Raw genomic sequence first — 17,279 nt, 5'->3', positions numbered from 1 at the left:
TAGGATCTCACTCGATCCCATTGGGCAGACGCAAAACGCTGGAGAGCAATTCCCCAGCGTTTTTGTTGTGAGGATGTCTTGGGTCGCAGGCCACCCCTAGGTTCGGCATACTCGCCTTAGAGATTGGTAGCGAAAGGGCTAGGATAGGGAAGCCGTATGGAGGCGATTTGTGTTTTTTAGCGTTGTCATTCCCACCTACAACCGCCTGCCGATTTTAGAGAAATGTCTGCGGGCGCTGGAACAACAAACCTACGAAGCCACCCTGATCGCAGGCTACGAGGTGGTGGTGGTCGATGATGGCTCCACCGATGGCACCGTGGCTTGGCTGCGACAGCACCAGGCAGAACTGCCCCATGTGGTGCTGTTTGAGCAAGATCATAAAGGCCCCGCCGCCGCCCGCAACCTCGGTGTTGAAAAAGCCCAGGGCGACACCATTATTTTCATCGACAGCGATTTGGTGGTGCTGGAAGGCTTTTTGCAGTCCCACGCCGCCGCCCTGCAAGCAGCCCAGGCCAAGGCAGGCCACGACCGCTTCTTCACCTACGGACGGGTGGTAAATACGGCCAATTTCGACAACCCCACCAGCGAACCCTACAAAATCACCGACTATTCCCAAGCCTTTTTTGCTACGGGCAACGTCGCCATTGCCAAGCGCTGGCTGATGGAGGCGGGCCTGTTTGATACCCAGTTCACCCTCTACGGCTGGGAAGATTTGGAGCTGGGGGTGCGGCTGAAAAACCTGGGGCTGTCCCTGATTAAAGTGCCCGAAGCGGTAGGCTACCACTGGCACCCGCCCTTTGCCCTAGAAGATGTACCCTCGCTGATCGACAAGGAAATTCAGCGGGGCCGCATGGGGGTGCTGTTTTACCAAAAACACCCCACCCGTGAAGTGCGGATGATGATTCAAATGACCGGGCTGCACCGGATTTTGTGGGGTGCGCTCTCCCTGGGCGGACGGCTGAACGAACACACCCTGGCCCCCCTGCTGCGCTGGCTGATTGCCCAGGGCAAACCCCAACTGGCCCTAGAGGTGGCGCGGGTTTTTCTCAACTGGTACAACGTGCAGGGGGTCTACGCCGCCTACGCCGAAATGCAGCAGCAGGGGGGGTGAGGACGCCCCAGTGCGGCCAGGGGGGCACTACGGTACATTGGTAAGCATCCTCCTCACGCGAGCCCTCCGCCATGCGGCAGTTTTTGAAGTACACCTTGGCCAGTTTCACTGGGTCAGTTTTGTTTTTTCTGGTGGCGGGTGGGTTGTTGGCCCTAGGGGCCGTGGGGCTGACGGGGGCTCTGATTGCCGGATTGGCCAGGGGCGGCGGTAGCCCCACCGTCGAGAAGGATTCGGTGCTAGTGTACGACCTAGGCACCCTGGTACCTGATACGCCCATGGTTCAGGCTCCAGGGGATTTTGTGGTGAATGGCCGGATGTCGCCCCAGGTGGCCCTACGGCAGGTGGTTTTGGCCCTAGAGGCCGCCGCCGAGGATGATCGAATCGTGGCCCTGTACCTCAAGGGCAGCTCTACCGTGGGGATGGGGCTGGCTAATCAACAGGAGATCACCCAGGTGTTGACCCGGTTTCAGGCATCCGGCAAACCCATCCTGGCCTACGATGTCTCTTGGTCGGAGCGGGAATATGCCCTGGTGGCCCTGGCGGATACCGTTTACCTCCATCCCTTTGGCGACCTGGAAATGAACGGCCTCTACAGCGAAACTCTCTACCAGGCCGACGCCCTAGAAAAGCTGGGCATTGGGGTGCAGGTGACGCGCACCGGAGCCTATAAGTCGGCGGTGGAGCCCTTCACCAACAACGCCATGAGCCCCCAGGAACGGGAGCAAACCCAGCGGTTGCTGCAAGAGATTTGGCAAGGGCTGCTGACGGCCATGGCCCAGCCCCGATCTCTCACGCCCCAGCAGCTTCAGGCGATTGCCAATACCCAAGGGCTGCTGTTTGGCGAAGCGGCGAAGACGGCGGGCTTGGTAGATGACCTAGCCTACGAAGATGAGGTAGTTGCCGCGCTACGGGAGTTGACCGGAGAATCCGACGACGACGGAGACAACGCAGCCGAGTTTCGGCAGATTGACCTCCCAACCTACGCCGCCACCGTAGAAGACGAGTGGGCCACCCGTTCCGCCAGTGCCGAGGTGGCAGTGGTCTACGCCGAAGGCCCGATTGTCTACGGCGATAGCGGATCTGATGGCCTAGGCACCGGGGTGATTGCCGGAGACACCCTAGCCCGCCAACTGCGCCAACTGCGCCAAAATGACGAGGTGAAGGCGGTGGTGCTGCGGGTGAACAGTCCGGGGGGGAGTGCCCTGGCTTCGGAGGTCATTCTGCGGGAAGTGCAGCTGATCCAGGCCAAGGGCATCCCGGTGGTGGTGTCGATGGGGGATGTAGCGGCCTCCGGGGGCTACTGGATTGCCGCTAGTGCCGACGCCATTGTGGCGCAACCGGGCACCATTACGGGCTCCATTGGGGTATTCAGCCTATTTCTAAACCTAGAAGACCTCAGCAATCGTGTGGGCCTCAATTGGGAGGGGGTAAAAACCGCTGAATTGGCCGACATTTTCTCCGTTTCGCGCCCCAAAACCGAGCAGGAACTGGGCATTCTCCAAGGCACCGTCGATACCCTCTACAACGCCTTTTTAGATCGGGTGGAGGGCGGTCGTCAGTTGCCCCGCGCCGAAGTGGCCAACCTAGCCCAAGGGCGGGTGTGGTCGGGCCAAGCGGGCCAAAGCCTAGGACTGGTAGATGAACTGGGGGGGCTTCAGCAGGCCATTGAAACCGCCGCTAACCTGGCGGAACTCAGCGAAGACTGGCGTATAGAAAGCTATCCCAAACCCAGTGATTGGCAGCAGTTTTGGGTCACATTTCTGGGTGCTCAAGGTCAGGCCCGTGGCCGCAGACCCCTAGTTACCCAGCCCTTTGCCGTTTCCCCCCTGGCGACCGATACCCTCACGGCCCAGGGAGAGCGTTTCCTCGGAGACAGCCTTGCCCTGATTGCCACCCTCAACGACCCCCGTGGGCTCTACATGCGCCTACCCTATACCCTCAGACTAGACTAGGGACGGGCTTAGGAGCGACGAGCAATGCCGTGAACCCGCAGCAAATCTGCCAGGGTGGCACAGTAGGGATCCATACCAAAGCTGGCCGGGTTAATCGCGCCCTGGTAGACAAAGTGGCGATATTGCAGGCAAAAGTAGTCCCAGGGGGCCATTTGCACCCGGAAGACCTTGATCAGCAGATTGGCTAACCCAATGGACAGGGGCACCCGAAACCAGATGCGTTGACCAAAATAGTCGCTAATTTCTTCGATGGCTTGGTTGGCCGAAAGCGCCGGGTTGCCAATTACAAATTCCCGGTAGCCCTTGTCCGACGGGTGTTCTAGCAGATGGGCCACCACCGTCGCAATGTCTTGGGCGTGGGCAAAGTGAAACCCGGCATCGGCCTGAAGGAACCGCGCCAGCCCCACCCAGCGAGTGACGTCTTGCAACCCGGCAGAGATGAAGGAGTAGGGCTTGTCCTTATCTCCCCCAAAGACCAGGGTAGGAAACACCGTGGTGATCTTAGGGTAGAGGGCGAGTTCCGGTAGTCGCTGGTGGCACTTGTACTTGCTGCGAATGTAGTCGGTGCCGAGGGTGCCTGCCTCTGGGAGAGGTTTGCCACTGCGATCTAGAATGCTGGCGGTGGAAAAGTAAATCACCTGCTGGCAGCGATCTGGATCCAGCATGGACATCAGCCGCAGGTTGTGGTGGACGTTGGTGCCAAACACATAGTCATCATCGCCACCCCAGGCGGCAGCGGTGAGAATGGCCAGGTTCATCGTCGGGATCAGGTCAGCGTATCGATCAATATCCGCCAGACCACCTTCGAGAATATGCACCCTGGGGTGATTGGCCACGGGTAATCGCAGCTTATCGGGGTTTCTCAGCAGTAGATAAATGTCGTAGCGCTCTGCCTGCATCAGCAGTTCTAGAATGTAGTGCCCAATGCAGCCGCTGGCCCCGGTCATAAAGACCCGTACAGACCCTGGGGAAGGGGAATTTGAGGCGGAAGTATCCAAGGGTTTTTAGCTAGTCCTTATCAATTAATTCCATTGGCAAAATGCCTATGGCTTTATTTTCGCCTGTGGGGGGATGAAATCCAAGCCTAGGCCCCGTGTCTGCTGGGTTTTCTGCCGCCGTCCTCTAGAACTGGTCTGAAGAAGCTAATTTCATGCGCGACTGACGTTAAACCCAGTCCTCATCGTCGTCATCCCAATTGCTGCTTTCTGGGGCAGGATAGTCTGTCCGAGGCGGTGCCGGGGATTGAGATGGCTGGGCTGATGAGATGGCGGGTTCTGACGGAACCCTGGTCTTGGGAGTGGCAACAGACGAATCCGGCGACGAAGAGGCCGTGGAAGACGACGTTTCTGGGTTGCGGACAGCATCGGGTCGTTTCGCCAAAGAGGAGGGCCGGGGTGGAATCTCAATCACCGCTCGTTTCGGCTTGGGAGCGGTTTTGGCCCGCACCAGGTCTTGCACCCAGGTCGTTAAGCCCTGGACACGCTGGCCCAAGGTCATCGTGCCGCGTGGGGAGGCTGTGGACGATTTTCCACCGGAACGGCTGGCGGCTGGCGATGGAGTTGGCGAAGATCGTGCTAAAGGTTGCTTCAGGGATGGCTGACGCTGGGGCGATGGGGGGGGGACGGTTGGGCGAGAAACCCTTACCCTTTGCTCGACCTGCTCACGGGACGCTGGCTGAGAAGCATCTTGCCGAGAACTATCTTTCGGAGGCGATTCTGGGTCTGGAGTGGCTGGAGCGGCATCACCTGGAATGGCAGCCGCCTTGGAGGGTTCCCCTGCTATGGGATCACTGATGACGGCATCGCGGGTTAGGGTCTCACTTTCGTCTTGGGTGGCCTTGTCTTGCGCAGGTTCACTTGGAACGGGTTTATCTTGGACAGGTTCATCCTGGACGGGCTGGACTTGAACAGGGTTAGCTTGAACAGGTTCGTCTTGGACGAGTTTGTCCCTAACCCTGCGTGGGAGTGCCCTCACCTTAGCCACCGCAGCAGGTTCGGGGGGCTCAACGGAGTCTACAAATTCATAGCCCACATCCTTCAGCGCCGAGACCCGAATGCCCTTGATGCCAGAGGGTTCTGCCGGATTGGGATCGGGCAACCAGCGGCGCAGGGGCGTTTGGCGCAGGGCATCCAGGCCCAGGGCGGTCATTTCTCGGCGAAAGGTGGGCCAGGAATCGGCGGTGTAGGGGGTTTGTTGAGAAATAGGGGTGCGTTTGCGGCGCAGGGTGAGGGTTTGCCAGCCCAGCCAGCCCATCAGGCTAATGCTGGCCAGGTGCCCCAACAGTTCGGTGGGGGTGATTTGCCCTGCATCGAGCCACAGAATGAGGGCATAGAAGCAGCCCACCCCGCTCCAAAAAAAGTCGTGGCGGCGGTGTACCTCTGGGAAGAAAAAAGCCGCTAGGTAAAGGGCAACGCTGCCCAGTCCCACAATCCCGGCCAATGCCCCGGACAAGAGTTGTGCCACCATGTCCTGTACTCGTTATCCATCACATCCACCCCACTCTATCGCAGGTCTGGCGATGGCTTTAGGAGGCTCCCGATTTCTTGGAAAAGAGCACCAGGATGGTCTTAACGATCAGCTTCATGTCGTACATCAGGCTCCAGTTTTCCTGGTAGTTCAAGTCCATGCGGATCACGTCCTCAAACTTTTTCACGGTGGATCGCCCGTTCACCTGCCATTCTCCGGTCATGCCGGGTTTTACGTCCAGCCGCTGCCATTCGGGGATTTTGTACTGTTCAATTTCGTCGGGCGTGGGGGGGCGGGTGCCTACTAGGCTCATGTCGCCCATCAGCACGTTCCAAAACTGGGGCAGTTCATCCAGGCTGGTGCGGCGCAGGAATCGGCCCACCTTGGTGATACGCGGATCGTTTTCGTTTTTGAACAGCGGCCCCTCGACTTCGTTTTGTACCTTGGCCTTGAGGGCTTCGGCGTTTCTCACCATGGATCGAAACTTCCAGATGTAGAACCGCTTGCCCATCCACGAGCAGCGCACCTGCCGAAAGAGAATTGGCCCACCGTCCTCTAGTTTGATGGCAATCACAATGGGCACCGACAGCACTGCGGTAATGCCCAACCCCACCACGGCCCCCACAATATCCATGGCCCGCTTACCGCGAGAGGTCACAGAGGGATGGGTGGTGATGGCCGTGAGGGCCGCTGGCGCAGGGCTGACGGGGGTGGCCTCATCGGAGTTTCCGGGCTCTATGGTAAAGACTTGGTCGAGGTCGGTCATACTCAGCACCATCTGCACCTGCTCTCGCACCCCGCGCAGCACCATGGGGATTTGCCGCCCTTGGCAGGCCCGGTAGGAGAGCATCAGTGCCCCAATGCCGCTACTGTCCATAAAGGTGGTGGCGCTAAAGTCGATGACCACGGTGTGGGGCGGGGGATCCTGTTGGCAGACGGCCCGCACCTGGCGCTCAAACTCCACGGCTTCTACTACGGTGAGGGTGGGCGGCACAGACACGACGCTGGAGGGTGCAGTAGTGTCCACTTGGGGGGTGGGGTTGGTGGCATCCTGGTTAGCGGCAAAGGGTGAGGTCATAGCGGCGTCCTTCAGAGATCAAGTCGCAGAACGGTTAAGGTCGGGGCCAGCCTCCTTCTATAGATGTGAAGGAGCGAAGATCCCTTGAAGGTTAGGATTCCCAGTTTTAACCAAAACCTATAGGGGCACTATAAGGGTTTACCCAGGATAGCGTGCGTAATTCTCGTCACCCCTTCAACGACTCTTAACAGGAGATTGAGGACTTAGCGAGGATTTTTCCTAGGTATCGCCCTAGACAAGGGGGCCGGGGTGATCTAAACCCGATGAGATTCTTAACGTTAACGCCCTTTTCCGATCCACCAAAATCCCTCCAATCGCGAATCCCTCTAATTACAGATTTGGGAGGGCAAAGCCTACCAAAGTTCCAGTGTATTCACGATCAACCCCGGCAAGAGGGCTTCCCCAGATAGGGTCAGCGGCGCATCCAGTATCTCCGGCGGCTGCTCGGCCCGATACACCTCCACCTGGCGATCTTGCCCATTGATTAACCAGCCCAGTTGGCAACCGTTGGCTTGATATTCCCGCAGTTTGGCCTGTAAAGGGGCAAGGCGGTCGGTTTTAGACCGTAATTCAATCACAAAGTCGGGGCAGAGGGGCGGGAAGGAATCCTGTTCTGCCGGGGTCAGCCGTTGCCAGCGTTCTAGCCGCACCCAGGCCACATCGGGGGAGCGTTCGGCCCCATTGGGTAAGCGAAATTATAGATACCTCCCAGAGACACGGAAATCAGCCCCAACGTCTAGGCATAACCGCCACACCCCCGTAGACTGGAACCTAGGATTTGTGCAGTGATTTCGGCAAAAGCGGGGCGATATGAAGATTCTTTTTGTGGCAGCAGAAGCAGCGCCCCTGGCGAAGGTTGGCGGCATGGGAGATGTGGTGGGTTCCCTCCCCAAGGTGCTCCGCAAGATGGGGCACGATGTGCGGATCTTTATGCCCTACTACGGCTTCATGCCCGACAAGGTGGACATCCCCAAGCAGTCCATCTGGAAAGGCACCGCCATGTTCAACGACTTCGAGGTCTACGAAACCACCTTCCCCGATTCGGACGTTCCCCTCTACCTGTTTGGCCATCCCGCCTTTGATCCCCGCCGGGTGTACTTTGGCGATGACGAATTTTGGCGGTTCACCTTCTTCTCCAATGGAGCCGCTGAGTTCGCCTGGAACTACTGGAGCCCCGACATCATCCACTGCCACGACTGGCACACGGGCATGATTCCGGTTTGGATGCACGAAACCCCCCACATCCAAACCGTCTTCACCATCCACAACCTGGCCTATCAAGGCCCCTGGCGCTGGCAGCTCGAGCAAATGACCTGGTGCCCCTGGTACATGCAAAGCCACAACACCATGGCGGCGGCGATTCAGTTTGCCAACCGGGTCAACACCGTATCACCCACCTACGCCTACCAAATCCAAACCCCCGAATACGGTGAACAGCTCGACGGGCTGCTGTCCTACGAACAGGGCAAACTCAGCGGCTTACTCAACGGCATTGATACCGAATCCTTTGATCCCGCCAACGACCGCTACATTGCCAAAAACTTCACCGCCGACACCCTCGATCAGCGGCGCATCAACAAAATCACCATCCAGGAAGAACTGGGCCTAGAGGTCAATTCCCAAGCATTTCTGATCGGCCTCGTCGGACGTCTGGTGGAGCAAAAAGGGATTGACCTGATCTTGCAAATTCTGGATCGGTTCCTGTCCTACACCGATTCCCAAATCATTGTGCTGGGCACCGGGGATCGCTACTACGAAACCCAGCTCTGGCAAATGGCCAGCCGCTACCGGGGGCGCATGGCCACCTACCTGCTCTACAGCGAAGGCATTGGTCGCCGCATCTACGCCGGATCCGACGCCTTCCTGATGCCCTCCCGGTTTGAGCCCTGCGGCATCAGCCAGATGATCGCCATGCGCTACGGCTGTATTCCCATCGTGCGGCGCACAGGCGGCCTGGTGGATACCGTGCAGCACCACGACCCCGCTAACCACGCCGGAACGGGCTACTGCTTCGACCGCTACGAACCCCTCGACCTGTTCACCTGCCTGATTCGGGCTTGGGAAGGGTACCGCTACAAGGATGCGTGGCGCGAACTCCAGCAGCGGGCCATGGGCCAAGACTTTAGCTGGGACAAGTCGGCGGTGGAATACATCAAGCTCTACAGCGAAGTCCTAGGGCTCGACTATCGGGAGCAATTAGCACCCAAGGTTGCTCCTCTGGTAAACGTCGCCAGCGCCGACGGATCCGCCAATGCTGCCGAGGCTGCACCCCTCAGCCCTGAAGCAAAGACCACGATCTAGGTCGCGGCTCCAGCGTCCATCAACGGCCCCTGCGAGATCCCCCGTGCGGGGTGGGCTTATTCTTTCCGAATCAGCCAGCGTAGCCCTATCCACTGATGTTGAACATCCACGATGGGCGTGGCGGATATCAGGGCGGGTACCCCATTGCCCTGGGCGGTTTGTAGGTGAATTCTCCAGGGATAGGGCCAACGTTGCTGGCGGAGGCTAGCTTGGAAGGCTGGGCGATCTGACCCGGCCACAAACTGGGCTAGGGACTGGTGGATAAGGGCCTGAGGGGCTGTCCCCAACAGGGCACCCGCCGCTTGGTTCGCCGCCTGAATGGTGCCTTGGAGATCGCTAACCAAGTAGCTCTCTGGAGCCCACTGAAACAGGTCTCGATAGTAATCGCGCTCCGTTGTGAGGGCGGCTTGGATTGCCTGGAGATCGGCTAGATGCTGGCGTAAATTGGCCTGAGATGTCTGCAAAATCTCCAGGGCCGTCTGCAACTGATGGTTTCGGGTGGTGAGGTCAGTCTCTTGGGGTAGGACAGACGGTGGCGGTTCGGCAGGGATGGGTTCGCCCTGGGTGCTCTGCGGAGAAGCATACAGTGGGTTGAGCCGATAGCCGACTCGGTGCACTGTTTCAATGAGCATTTTGGGCGCAGCGGCCACAGAAAGCTTGTGGCGCAATTCTTTGATGTGGTATCGCACCACCTCTTCCCCTGGCGCATCCGTGGAGTCCCAGGCGCGGTCAAGGATGGATTGGGCGCTAAACACCATGGTGGGATGGCGCAGCAGGAGTTCTAGGATGCTGTATTCCTTCGGGGTGAGCGACAGAGGCGTATCACCATAGCTGACCTGACGACAGCTCGGATTTAACGCAAGACCACCCCAAGTGAGAATGGGGTGCGCAATACCGTGGCTGCGCCGCAAAAGCGCCTGTACTCGGGCCACCAACTCCTCGGCATCAAAGGGCTTCGCCACGTAGTCATCAGCCCCAGCATTCAGGGCTTCGGCCTGGTAGTGGCCCTCTCCCCCCTGCCCCGTGAGCAGCAGAATAGGCATGTCTTGACGCTCGGCCCGCAACCGCTGGCATAGGCTCACGCCATCCATTCCAGGCAATCCACGGTCTAGCACCAGCAGGTCATAGGCGTAGGCGGCGACCATTTCTAGGCCCACCTCGGCACTGCTCGCAATGTCTACGGAGTAGCGGTACTGGCCCAGCAGATGATGAAGTGATGCCGCAACGATGGGATCATCTTCAATCACTAAAACTTTCACGGCGCTCCTCCGCAGTAAGACAGTCGGCTACGCTACGTATCAAGCATCATAGCGTAGTATTTTTTACAAGGGAATACGCCATGCGGACTAACGCCCCTGAACCTGGGTGATGGCTGTGGCCTTAGACGACGGGCTCCGACTCTGGTTGCGCCTCGGCCTCGCCCAATACGGTGAGGAACTGGAGGGCCATGGCGATGTAGGTGGCGCACTGGGCCGGGGGCAGTTGGTAGAAGGAATGCCATGCCTGGGCTTTGTCCGATTCGTAGGTAGCGAAGCGTTCGGGCTGTTGATCGAGCCAGCCAAGGCGGACGGCGTGGCCGATGAGGACATCCAGATAGATGTAGTCCTCAAAGTACAGGTCGGGGTTGACCTTGAAGATTTCCCCCATTTCCCGCAGGGCTTCGAGGTTGACGTGGCGATACTCCGGCGCTTGGATTTTGCTGAGCAGGTGGGTGATGCAGCGCTCGAAGTTTTGCTCACCGGGGGTCATCTCCGAGAGAATATGGGCGCTGTCAAGGCGGTTTTTGCGGTCGAGCTTGTTGCCAATGACGATGCCCTTGGAGTGGCGCAACACCTCCCACACCTGGCTATAAAACTCCTGGGGAATGCGGGCGATTTCGCCGTCGATGACGCGCATTCGCCACCAGTCTTGGGGGGTGGGGGCTTCGGTTTCGGGGAGTGCTTCCAGTTCGTCGGGGATGACCTGCCAGTTGATGGCGCTATGGGGTTTAACATGCAGGGATTCTCGCTGGAAGATGGACTGGTTGAGGCCGCTGAATCCGGCAAGAACCTGGCGCAGGCGTTTTTTCAACTCGTGGGGGCTGAGGGCCAGCAATTGACCGTAGGCTTCGTCTTGGGGGAGGTCGCGTTCGCGGGCCAGTTCGCTGGTGAGCAACAGCAGCAGGTAGCCGACCCGCAGGGTCAGCAGGCCGTTAAATAAAGTGGGTTCCGCCTTAATCAAAATACTCAGATCGATCAGCACCTCTTGGGTAAGAACATGGTCGCGCACGTCGTCGCCGCAGAAGGTGCGGATTTTTTCGACGATTTCCCCGTGGGCCATGGGTTCGGTGATCAGGGAATCTTCGCTGTAGGATTTGCCGACGGAAATTTGCTTTTGTCGCACCAGCAGTTCCGTCACCGCATCGGAGAGGGTGATGTCGGCCTTTTCTAGCAAGCCCGCTGCCCGCCGCAGAATGTCCCACTGTTCGAGCTGGCTGGCCTTGGCATAGATTTCGTCCAGCAGGTTTCCTACGGTCACGGCGCGGTTGGGGCCACCCAGTCCGGTATCAAAGCTCAGTCCCTTCAGGTGTCTGAGGGTGCTGAGGAGTTCAATCTGCTCGTAGACATTGCTCGACTCCCGTAGGTGGCTGAGGATGCGCTCTAGGTTGGTTTCCTGCTCAAGGTCAAATTCCTCCAGCAACGACAGCGGGCCATCCCGTCCCGGCTCAAAGCCCAGATAGCCTGTCCACAGCGGGTTATAGCCCACCGCACCACTACCCAACTGGTAGTTGTTGACGTTATCAACCCGTTCTAGGCTAGCGGTCATCATGAGCTGATGCAGAGGGCCAAGGCGGACGGGCACATGGTCGCAGCGCCCGGTGCTGATTTCCTGCATCAGGGCCAGCAGGGGCGATTGGTGGATGGGTTTGTGCCCCAGTTGGAACATGGCGTGGGTGAGCAGCAGCGTGACGGTGGGGCGACCCGGTTCGCGCCAGTGGTCGTAGATGTAGGCCAGTTCGCTGCGAATTTGGGCCACCAAAAAGTGGTAGTCCAGGGTGAGGTAAAACCGCTGCTGATCCAAAAACGAGGGCAAAAACACCGCTGGCTGGCCCTGGATGCGAAACACGCGGGAGGTAGTCAGGCTGCGTAGCCGCCGCACCGGACGCCCGCTAATGGCCAGCGTCTCATTCTTACCAATTTCGGCGTAGATGGCCGACAGTTCCGCTGCCGGAAAAACCAGCACGGGGTCAATTTCCTCTAGGGTTTGGGTGTCAAGGCCGCAGGTGCTGAGTTCCGCCTGAAGCGCCTTATCCTCCGCCAGCAGGGCAATTTGCACCAGGGGATAGCGCTGTTCGCCCACTTTCAAATGCCGTCCTAGTGGATCCAGATCCCCCGGTTTCAGCAACCCATCCCGCACCAGTTGGCCCAGCAGGTAAAGGCTCTGTGCCCACACTAGGGGCAGGTTGTCGTTGGGTTCGCGGGTTTGGCTCCCCGGCTTTTCCCGCTCCAAATCCAGCTTGGCTTCGGGGACGTAATACAGTTCCGGCAGCAAGCCTACCCCGTCCCGCTGCACCTCTAGCGCTGCTAAACGCTCTTGGTAGAAGGCGATCTGTTCTTGATCCCCAGCAAACAGGCTATCGAGCCACAGGTAGGTAAAAAACAGCGGCCACTCGCATTCGATGTGCTCAAACTGGCGCAGTTCCTCCGGTTCGTAGTGGAGGCGGGTGGTGTCTTCGATCACGGTCTGGTGGCCGTCCCGCAGGAAGCGCTTGCAGCCGTAGTTTCCTTGCAGCTTATCGACAATTTTCTGGCGGGTTTTGCGGACGAGGGCCGCATCCTCCACCGCAAAGGCCGGAAAACTAATCACGCTCAGCAGGGCCGCGTCTACTTCCTTAGAGCCCGATTCCCTTGGCAGCAGGGATTCCAGGGTAATCCGGGCGCGGGCAATTTCGTCCGTCAGCACATGGATAATTGACGCCTGACCACCGCGCATCCCAAACAGGTTAATGCCCCGCATCGCCTCCAATGCCGCCTTGGCCATGCCCACGGAGCTGGCGTTCAGTTCCGGCTTGCCGTGGTTAATTTTGTTGCCCCGCTCCCAAATGCCGTAGTCCGGCGTGCGGTAGGCGCGGCCAATGTAGTAGACCAGGTTTTGCACAAAGTTCACTTCGTCTAGGGTGTAGACGATCTGCAACCCGGAGGCCGTCATCTGGGCCAGCATCAGCAAAAAGACTGAGGTGGCGTCAATCTGCAAATGGCCCCATTCGTCATCGCCCACCACGGGGGTGCCGCTGGCCGTATCGTACTTGGCGTGGAGTGCTTCCAGGGGGTCTTGGCGTTCCTTAAACCGCTCTACCTTGTGGGCCTGCCGCAGCATCGCCACCAGCAGCCCCCGCATCAGCTTAATCACGCTTTGCTCTAGCTCCACGGTGCGGCCCTGGTCGTCATCCAGTTGCCGATAGGCCAAGGCCAATCCCCACACCGCCAAAATGCTGTAGACGTTATCCCGCACCCAGGCATCGGTGTAGTTGCCGTGGCTGTTCACCGCCGTACTGGCAGGCATGAGGCCGCTAACGGGATGCTGCCGCGACAGAATCCCCGTCTTTACCTGCTGGTAGTAACGGTCTAACTGCTCTTGGAGATGAACTAAAAACATAGATAGGAACGCACAACGGGGTTGAAAGACGGGTTGGGAAATGGATCAACGCAACGGCCACCGACAAGGCCAGATCCACCCCTAAGCTACAGCCTAGACCGCCCTTAATTAGACCTTAACTATACGGTAAAACCTCGCTGACCAGCCTAGTCAGCGTCATTGGGGCTGCCCTGAATCGCCTATGGTTGGATCTTCGGGGGAGACCCGCTCTAGCCTTGCCCTCCCGTCGGGCGAGAGCGCGCGCATCTAGAGCGAGAACGACGAAGATCCTCCGGTCGGGAAGATACCCTGCGGGTTAGAGCAACGGCCTAGTAGGGCCATTTCCAGTGGGTGATTTCGTCCTGGTCTTTGCCTTCGGTGTGGGCGTAGGTGAGGCATTCGATGATTTTGTTTTTCATCTTTTCCTTCACGTGGGCGGCGGCGGAACCGAGCTTGGGCACCCGGTCGATGACGTCGATCACCAGGTTAAAGCGGTCGATCTGGTTGTTGATCGCCAGCTCCAGCGGGGTGTTGATGTTGCCCTGCTCTTTATAGCCGCGCACATGGATGCGGTCTTGGTTGGAGCGGCGGTAGACCAGCTTGTGGATCAGCCAGGGGTAGCCGTGGAAGTTGAAGATCACGGGCTTGTCGGGGGTGAACAGGGAATCAAAATCCCGGTCGCTCAAGCCGTGGGGGTGCTCCCCTTCCGAGACCAGCTTGAATAGGTCTACCACGTTGATAAATCGCACCTTCAGGTAGGGGAACTCCTCCCGCAGGATGGCGGTGGCGGCCAGGGATTCCTTGGTGGTGATGTCGCCGCAGCAGGCCATGATCACATCGGGAATGTCTGGCTCGGTGCCGCAGTCGTCGTTGCTGGCCCAGTCCCAAATGCCGATGCCCTTGGTGCAGTGCTGGACGGCCTGATCCATGGTCAGGTATTGCAGGTGGTTCTGCTTGTCGGACACGATCACGTTGATGTAGTCCACGCTGCGGAAGCAGTGGTCGGCCACGGAGAGCAGGCAGTTGGCATCGGGGGGGAAGTAAACCCGCACTACTTCGGGGCTTTTGTTGGTGGCCAAGTCCACGTAACCGGGATCTTGGTGGCTAAAGCCGTTGTGATCCTGCCGCCACACCAGGGAGGACAGCAGAATATTCAGGGACGACACCGACCGCCGCCAGGGCACATGGTTTTTGCAGATGTCCAACCACTTGGCGTGCTGATTGAACATGGAGCTGACCACATGGGCAAAGGCTTCGTAGGTGTGGAACAGACCGTGGCGTCCGGTCAGCAGGTAGCCCTCCAGCCAGCCTTGCAGGGTATGTTCGCTCAGCATTTCCATCACCCGACCATCGCGGGAGAGTTCGCTGCCGTCCATGTCCTCCGGCAAAAAGTCAGCCATCCACGCCTTTTTGGTGACTTCATAGACCGGGTGCAGACGGTTGGAGTGAGTTTCGTCCGGCCCCATCAGCCGGAAGTTTTTGACGTTGTCGCGCATGATGTCGCGCATGAAGATGCCCAGGGCCTTGGTGTTTTCAAACTCCACGCTGCCGGGATGGGGCACCGGAATTTCGTAGTCCCGGAAGTCCGGCATTTTCAGCGCCTTGCGGAGGAGTCCACCGTTGGCGTGGGGGTTGGCACTCATGCGGCGGGGGCCAGCGGGGGCCATAGCTTTAATGTCCGCCCGCAGGGTGCCGTTTTCGTCAAACAGTTCCTCTGGCCCGTAGCTCCGCATCCAGGTTTCCAGGTCGTGCAGGTGTTCGGGGTTGCTGTGCATACCGCCCATGGGCACCTGGTGCGCTCGCCAAAAGCCCTCTACCTTGTGGCCGTCCACATAGTCTGGCCCCGTCCAGCCCTTGGGCGACCGCAGCACAATCATCGGCCAGCGGGGGCGCTCCACATTGCCGTTGATGCGAGCGTCTCGCTGAATTTCCTTAATTTTGAGGACGCATTCCTCCATCACCGCCGCCATTTTCTGGTGCATTTCGGTGGGGTCGCTGCCCTCCACAAAGTAGGGGGTGTAGCCATAGCCGTAGAACAGGGCGTTGAGTTCGTCGTGGGAAATGCGGGAGAGAATGCTGGGGTTGGCTATTTTATAGCCGTTTAGGTTGAGGATCGGCAGCACCGCCCCATCGCGGGCCGGGTTGATGAACTTGTTGGAGTGCCACGCCGTCGCCAGTGGCCCGGTTTCCGCCTCGCCATCTCCGGCCACGCAGGTGACGATCAGGTCGGGATTATCCAGCACCGCCCCGTAGGCGTGGGAAATGCTGTAGCCCAGTTCGCCGCCCTCATGAATCGAACCGGGGGTTTCGGGGGTGACGTGGCTGCCGATGTGGCCCGGGAAGGAAAATTGTTTGAAGAAGCGCTGCATCCCCTCGTAGTCTTCGCTCTTATCGGGATAGATCTCCGAGTAGGTACCTTCTAAATACACCGGGCCGAGGACGCCGGGGGCACCGTGGCCAGGGCCAGCCACGAAGATCATATCCAGGTCGTACTTTTTAATCAGCCGATTGCAGTGGACGTAGGTGAAGCTCAGGGCGGGTGATGCGCCCCAGTGACCCAGCAGGCGATGCTTCACATGCTCTGGCTTCAGGGGTTCCTTCAGCAGCGGGTTGTCTTTGAGATAGATCATGCCCACCGCCAGATAGTTACAGGCGCGCCAGTAGGCATGGATTTTGTAAAGTTCGTCGTCGGTTAACCCTTGAGATGGAGGAGAGAACGTTGCTACCATAGGTCTGCCAAATTTGAGAGAGCAAATCGAGCCCACGCGATGAATCGCGGCATGGCCCATTAGGCTAGAGGGCTGAGAAGACCACTCCAGAAGGCCCAGTGCAGGCCCCTGTACCCTAGCAAATCTGTTTTAAGGCGGGGTTAATGGAGAACACTTTGCCGCCCTAGGGCAGCGCATTACGCCGCAGGAATGATTCCCTAGGATGGGTGCGCGGCCCCCAGAGAGGAGATCTAAGGGGCCAGGGAAATCCAGAGGGCTTGGGCATCTTCTAGGGCGATACCTGAGGCTTGATTTTTGTGAGGCGGCGGAGGTGTTGCGTGTCGGCCCAGGCTACGCCCTTCAGGAAGTAGATGAGGCTAGTACCTACCGCCAGGAGCAGATAGAAGGCCCGAATGCCCCAGCCTGCGCCGTCAAAAATCATGGAAAAGACGCCCGGTTCAATGCCGCTGAATCGGGTCAGTTCGGCGCGAAACCAGCGCTGATCTTCGGTCATGCGCTGGAGTTCTTCTCCCGTGGCCGGGAGGAGGGGCATCCGAACGGTGGTGCGATAGTAGCCCCAAAATCCGCCACTGCCGCTCTCTCGCTCCAGGGCAACGTTGGCGGTCTCTACAACCTGCTGGCGGGGGAGATCCGATTGGGCCGTCACCTGATTTAGCCACAGTTGATACCTCAGCCAATAGCTACTGAAAAAGACCAGCGGGAAAATCACCACCAAGGCCAAGGCTTTCCAGCCTAGCGAGGTTTTGGCGGGCAAGTGCATGGCAGCCGCTCCCAGCCCAAAACCCAACAGCGCAAACAGCACAATCACGCTGAGTTCAATCAGTTCGAGGCTTTTAATCCATCCCCCGGCAATGGGTATGGGGTGCAGAAAAATTTCTGCGGCCCAGGTAATGACCAATCGAGCCAGCAACACCATGGCCGTTACTAAGATCACAGTGATGATATAGCGAAGGATCGTAGGCTTCAGCAATTGGGCCATAGGTATTGAGGATGCGCGTTGATAGATAATACCTAAACTTTGGCGATGC

10 protein-coding genes and 1 pseudogene are annotated in these 17,279 nt (G+C 58.7%); 3 read left to right on the top strand and 8 right to left on the bottom strand.

The genetic code is table 11. From position 1 onward, the window contains the following. Positions 1-169 precede the first annotated feature (169 nt). Positions 170-1,111 (top strand): glycosyltransferase family 2 protein, encoded by a 942-nt coding sequence (locus tag GFS31_RS08540; RefSeq protein WP_198807755.1) that lies wholly within the window; start codon positions 170-172, stop codon positions 1,109-1,111. A gap of 71 nt (positions 1,112-1,182) precedes the next feature. Next, entirely contained in the window at positions 1,183-3,063 is a 1,881-nt protein-coding gene (gene sppA / locus GFS31_RS08535) for a signal peptide peptidase SppA (protein WP_198807754.1), read from the top strand. Between the two features lie 8 nt (positions 3,064-3,071). On the opposite strand, the gene GFS31_RS08530 is transcribed toward sppA, so the two are convergent. The 4 genes and pseudogenes from GFS31_RS08530 to GFS31_RS08515 form a co-directional block, all read right to left on the bottom strand. Further along, entirely contained in the window at positions 3,072-4,061 is a 990-nt protein-coding gene (locus tag GFS31_RS08530; protein ID WP_225907624.1) for an NAD-dependent epimerase/dehydratase family protein, read from the bottom strand. A 166-nt stretch (positions 4,062-4,227) separates the two neighbouring features. Beyond that, the gene (locus tag GFS31_RS08525) at positions 4,228-5,529 is read right to left on the bottom strand and encodes a Ycf66 family protein (RefSeq protein WP_198807753.1); all 1,302 of its coding nucleotides are present in this window, start codon (positions 5,527-5,529) and stop codon (positions 4,228-4,230) included. A 58-nt stretch (positions 5,530-5,587) separates the two neighbouring features. Beyond that, entirely contained in the window at positions 5,588-6,607 is a 1,020-nt protein-coding gene (locus tag GFS31_RS08520; RefSeq protein ID WP_198807752.1) for a sugar transferase, read from the bottom strand. Between the two features lie 353 nt (positions 6,608-6,960). After that, positions 6,961-7,290: pseudogene (locus tag GFS31_RS08515) on the bottom strand (Uma2 family endonuclease); the annotation flags it as partial. Between the two features lie 127 nt (positions 7,291-7,417). On the opposite strand from GFS31_RS08515, the gene glgA reads away from it, so the two are divergent. Further along, complete coding sequence (gene glgA / locus GFS31_RS08510) at positions 7,418-8,908, top strand: glycogen synthase GlgA (protein ID WP_198807750.1); 1,491 nt, start codon at positions 7,418-7,420, stop codon at positions 8,906-8,908. Positions 8,909-8,964: 56 nt separating this feature from the next. On the opposite strand, the gene GFS31_RS08505 is transcribed toward glgA, so the two are convergent. The 4 genes from GFS31_RS08505 to GFS31_RS08490 form a co-directional block, all read right to left on the bottom strand. After that, entirely contained in the window at positions 8,965-10,167 is a 1,203-nt protein-coding gene (locus GFS31_RS08505) for a response regulator (RefSeq protein ID WP_198807749.1), read from the bottom strand. Between the two features lie 121 nt (positions 10,168-10,288). Continuing rightward, on the bottom strand, positions 10,289-13,543 hold the full coding sequence (locus GFS31_RS08500; RefSeq protein WP_198807748.1) for a glycoside hydrolase family 15 protein: 3,255 nt from the start codon (positions 13,541-13,543) through the stop codon (positions 10,289-10,291). Between the two features lie 308 nt (positions 13,544-13,851). Next, positions 13,852-16,251 (bottom strand): phosphoketolase, encoded by a 2,400-nt coding sequence (locus GFS31_RS08495; protein WP_198807747.1) that lies wholly within the window; start codon positions 16,249-16,251, stop codon positions 13,852-13,854. Positions 16,252-16,519: 268 nt separating this feature from the next. Then, positions 16,520-17,230 (bottom strand): hypothetical protein, encoded by a 711-nt coding sequence (locus tag GFS31_RS08490; RefSeq protein WP_198807746.1) that lies wholly within the window; start codon positions 17,228-17,230, stop codon positions 16,520-16,522. Between the last annotated feature and the right edge of the window lie 49 nt (positions 17,231-17,279).

Source organism: Leptolyngbya sp. BL0902, assembly GCF_016403105.1.
Classification (GTDB): Bacteria; Cyanobacteriota; Cyanobacteriia; order Phormidesmidales; family Phormidesmidaceae; genus Nodosilinea.
Note: the sequence above shows the minus strand (reverse complement) of the source record. Positions and strands in the feature narration are given on the sequence as shown.

Excerpts from the sequence above, each read along its gene's own strand:
- sppA (WP_198807754.1), top strand. The coding sequence starts at position 1,183 with ATGCGGCAGTTTTTGAAGTACACCTTGGCCAGTTTCACTGGGTCAGTT.
- GFS31_RS08525 (WP_198807753.1), bottom strand. The coding sequence starts at position 5,529 with ATGGTGGCACAACTCTTGTCCGGGGCATTGGCCGGGATTGTGGGACTG.
- GFS31_RS08520 (WP_198807752.1), bottom strand. The coding sequence starts at position 6,607 with ATGACCTCACCCTTTGCCGCTAACCAGGATGCCACCAACCCCACCCCC.
- glgA (WP_198807750.1), top strand. The coding sequence starts at position 7,418 with ATGAAGATTCTTTTTGTGGCAGCAGAAGCAGCGCCCCTGGCGAAGGTT.
- GFS31_RS08500 (WP_198807748.1), bottom strand. The coding sequence starts at position 13,543 with ATGTTTTTAGTTCATCTCCAAGAGCAGTTAGACCGTTACTACCAGCAG.
- GFS31_RS08495 (WP_198807747.1), bottom strand. The coding sequence starts at position 16,251 with ATGGTAGCAACGTTCTCTCCTCCATCTCAAGGGTTAACCGACGACGAA.
- GFS31_RS08490 (WP_198807746.1), bottom strand. The coding sequence starts at position 17,230 with ATGGCCCAATTGCTGAAGCCTACGATCCTTCGCTATATCATCACTGTG.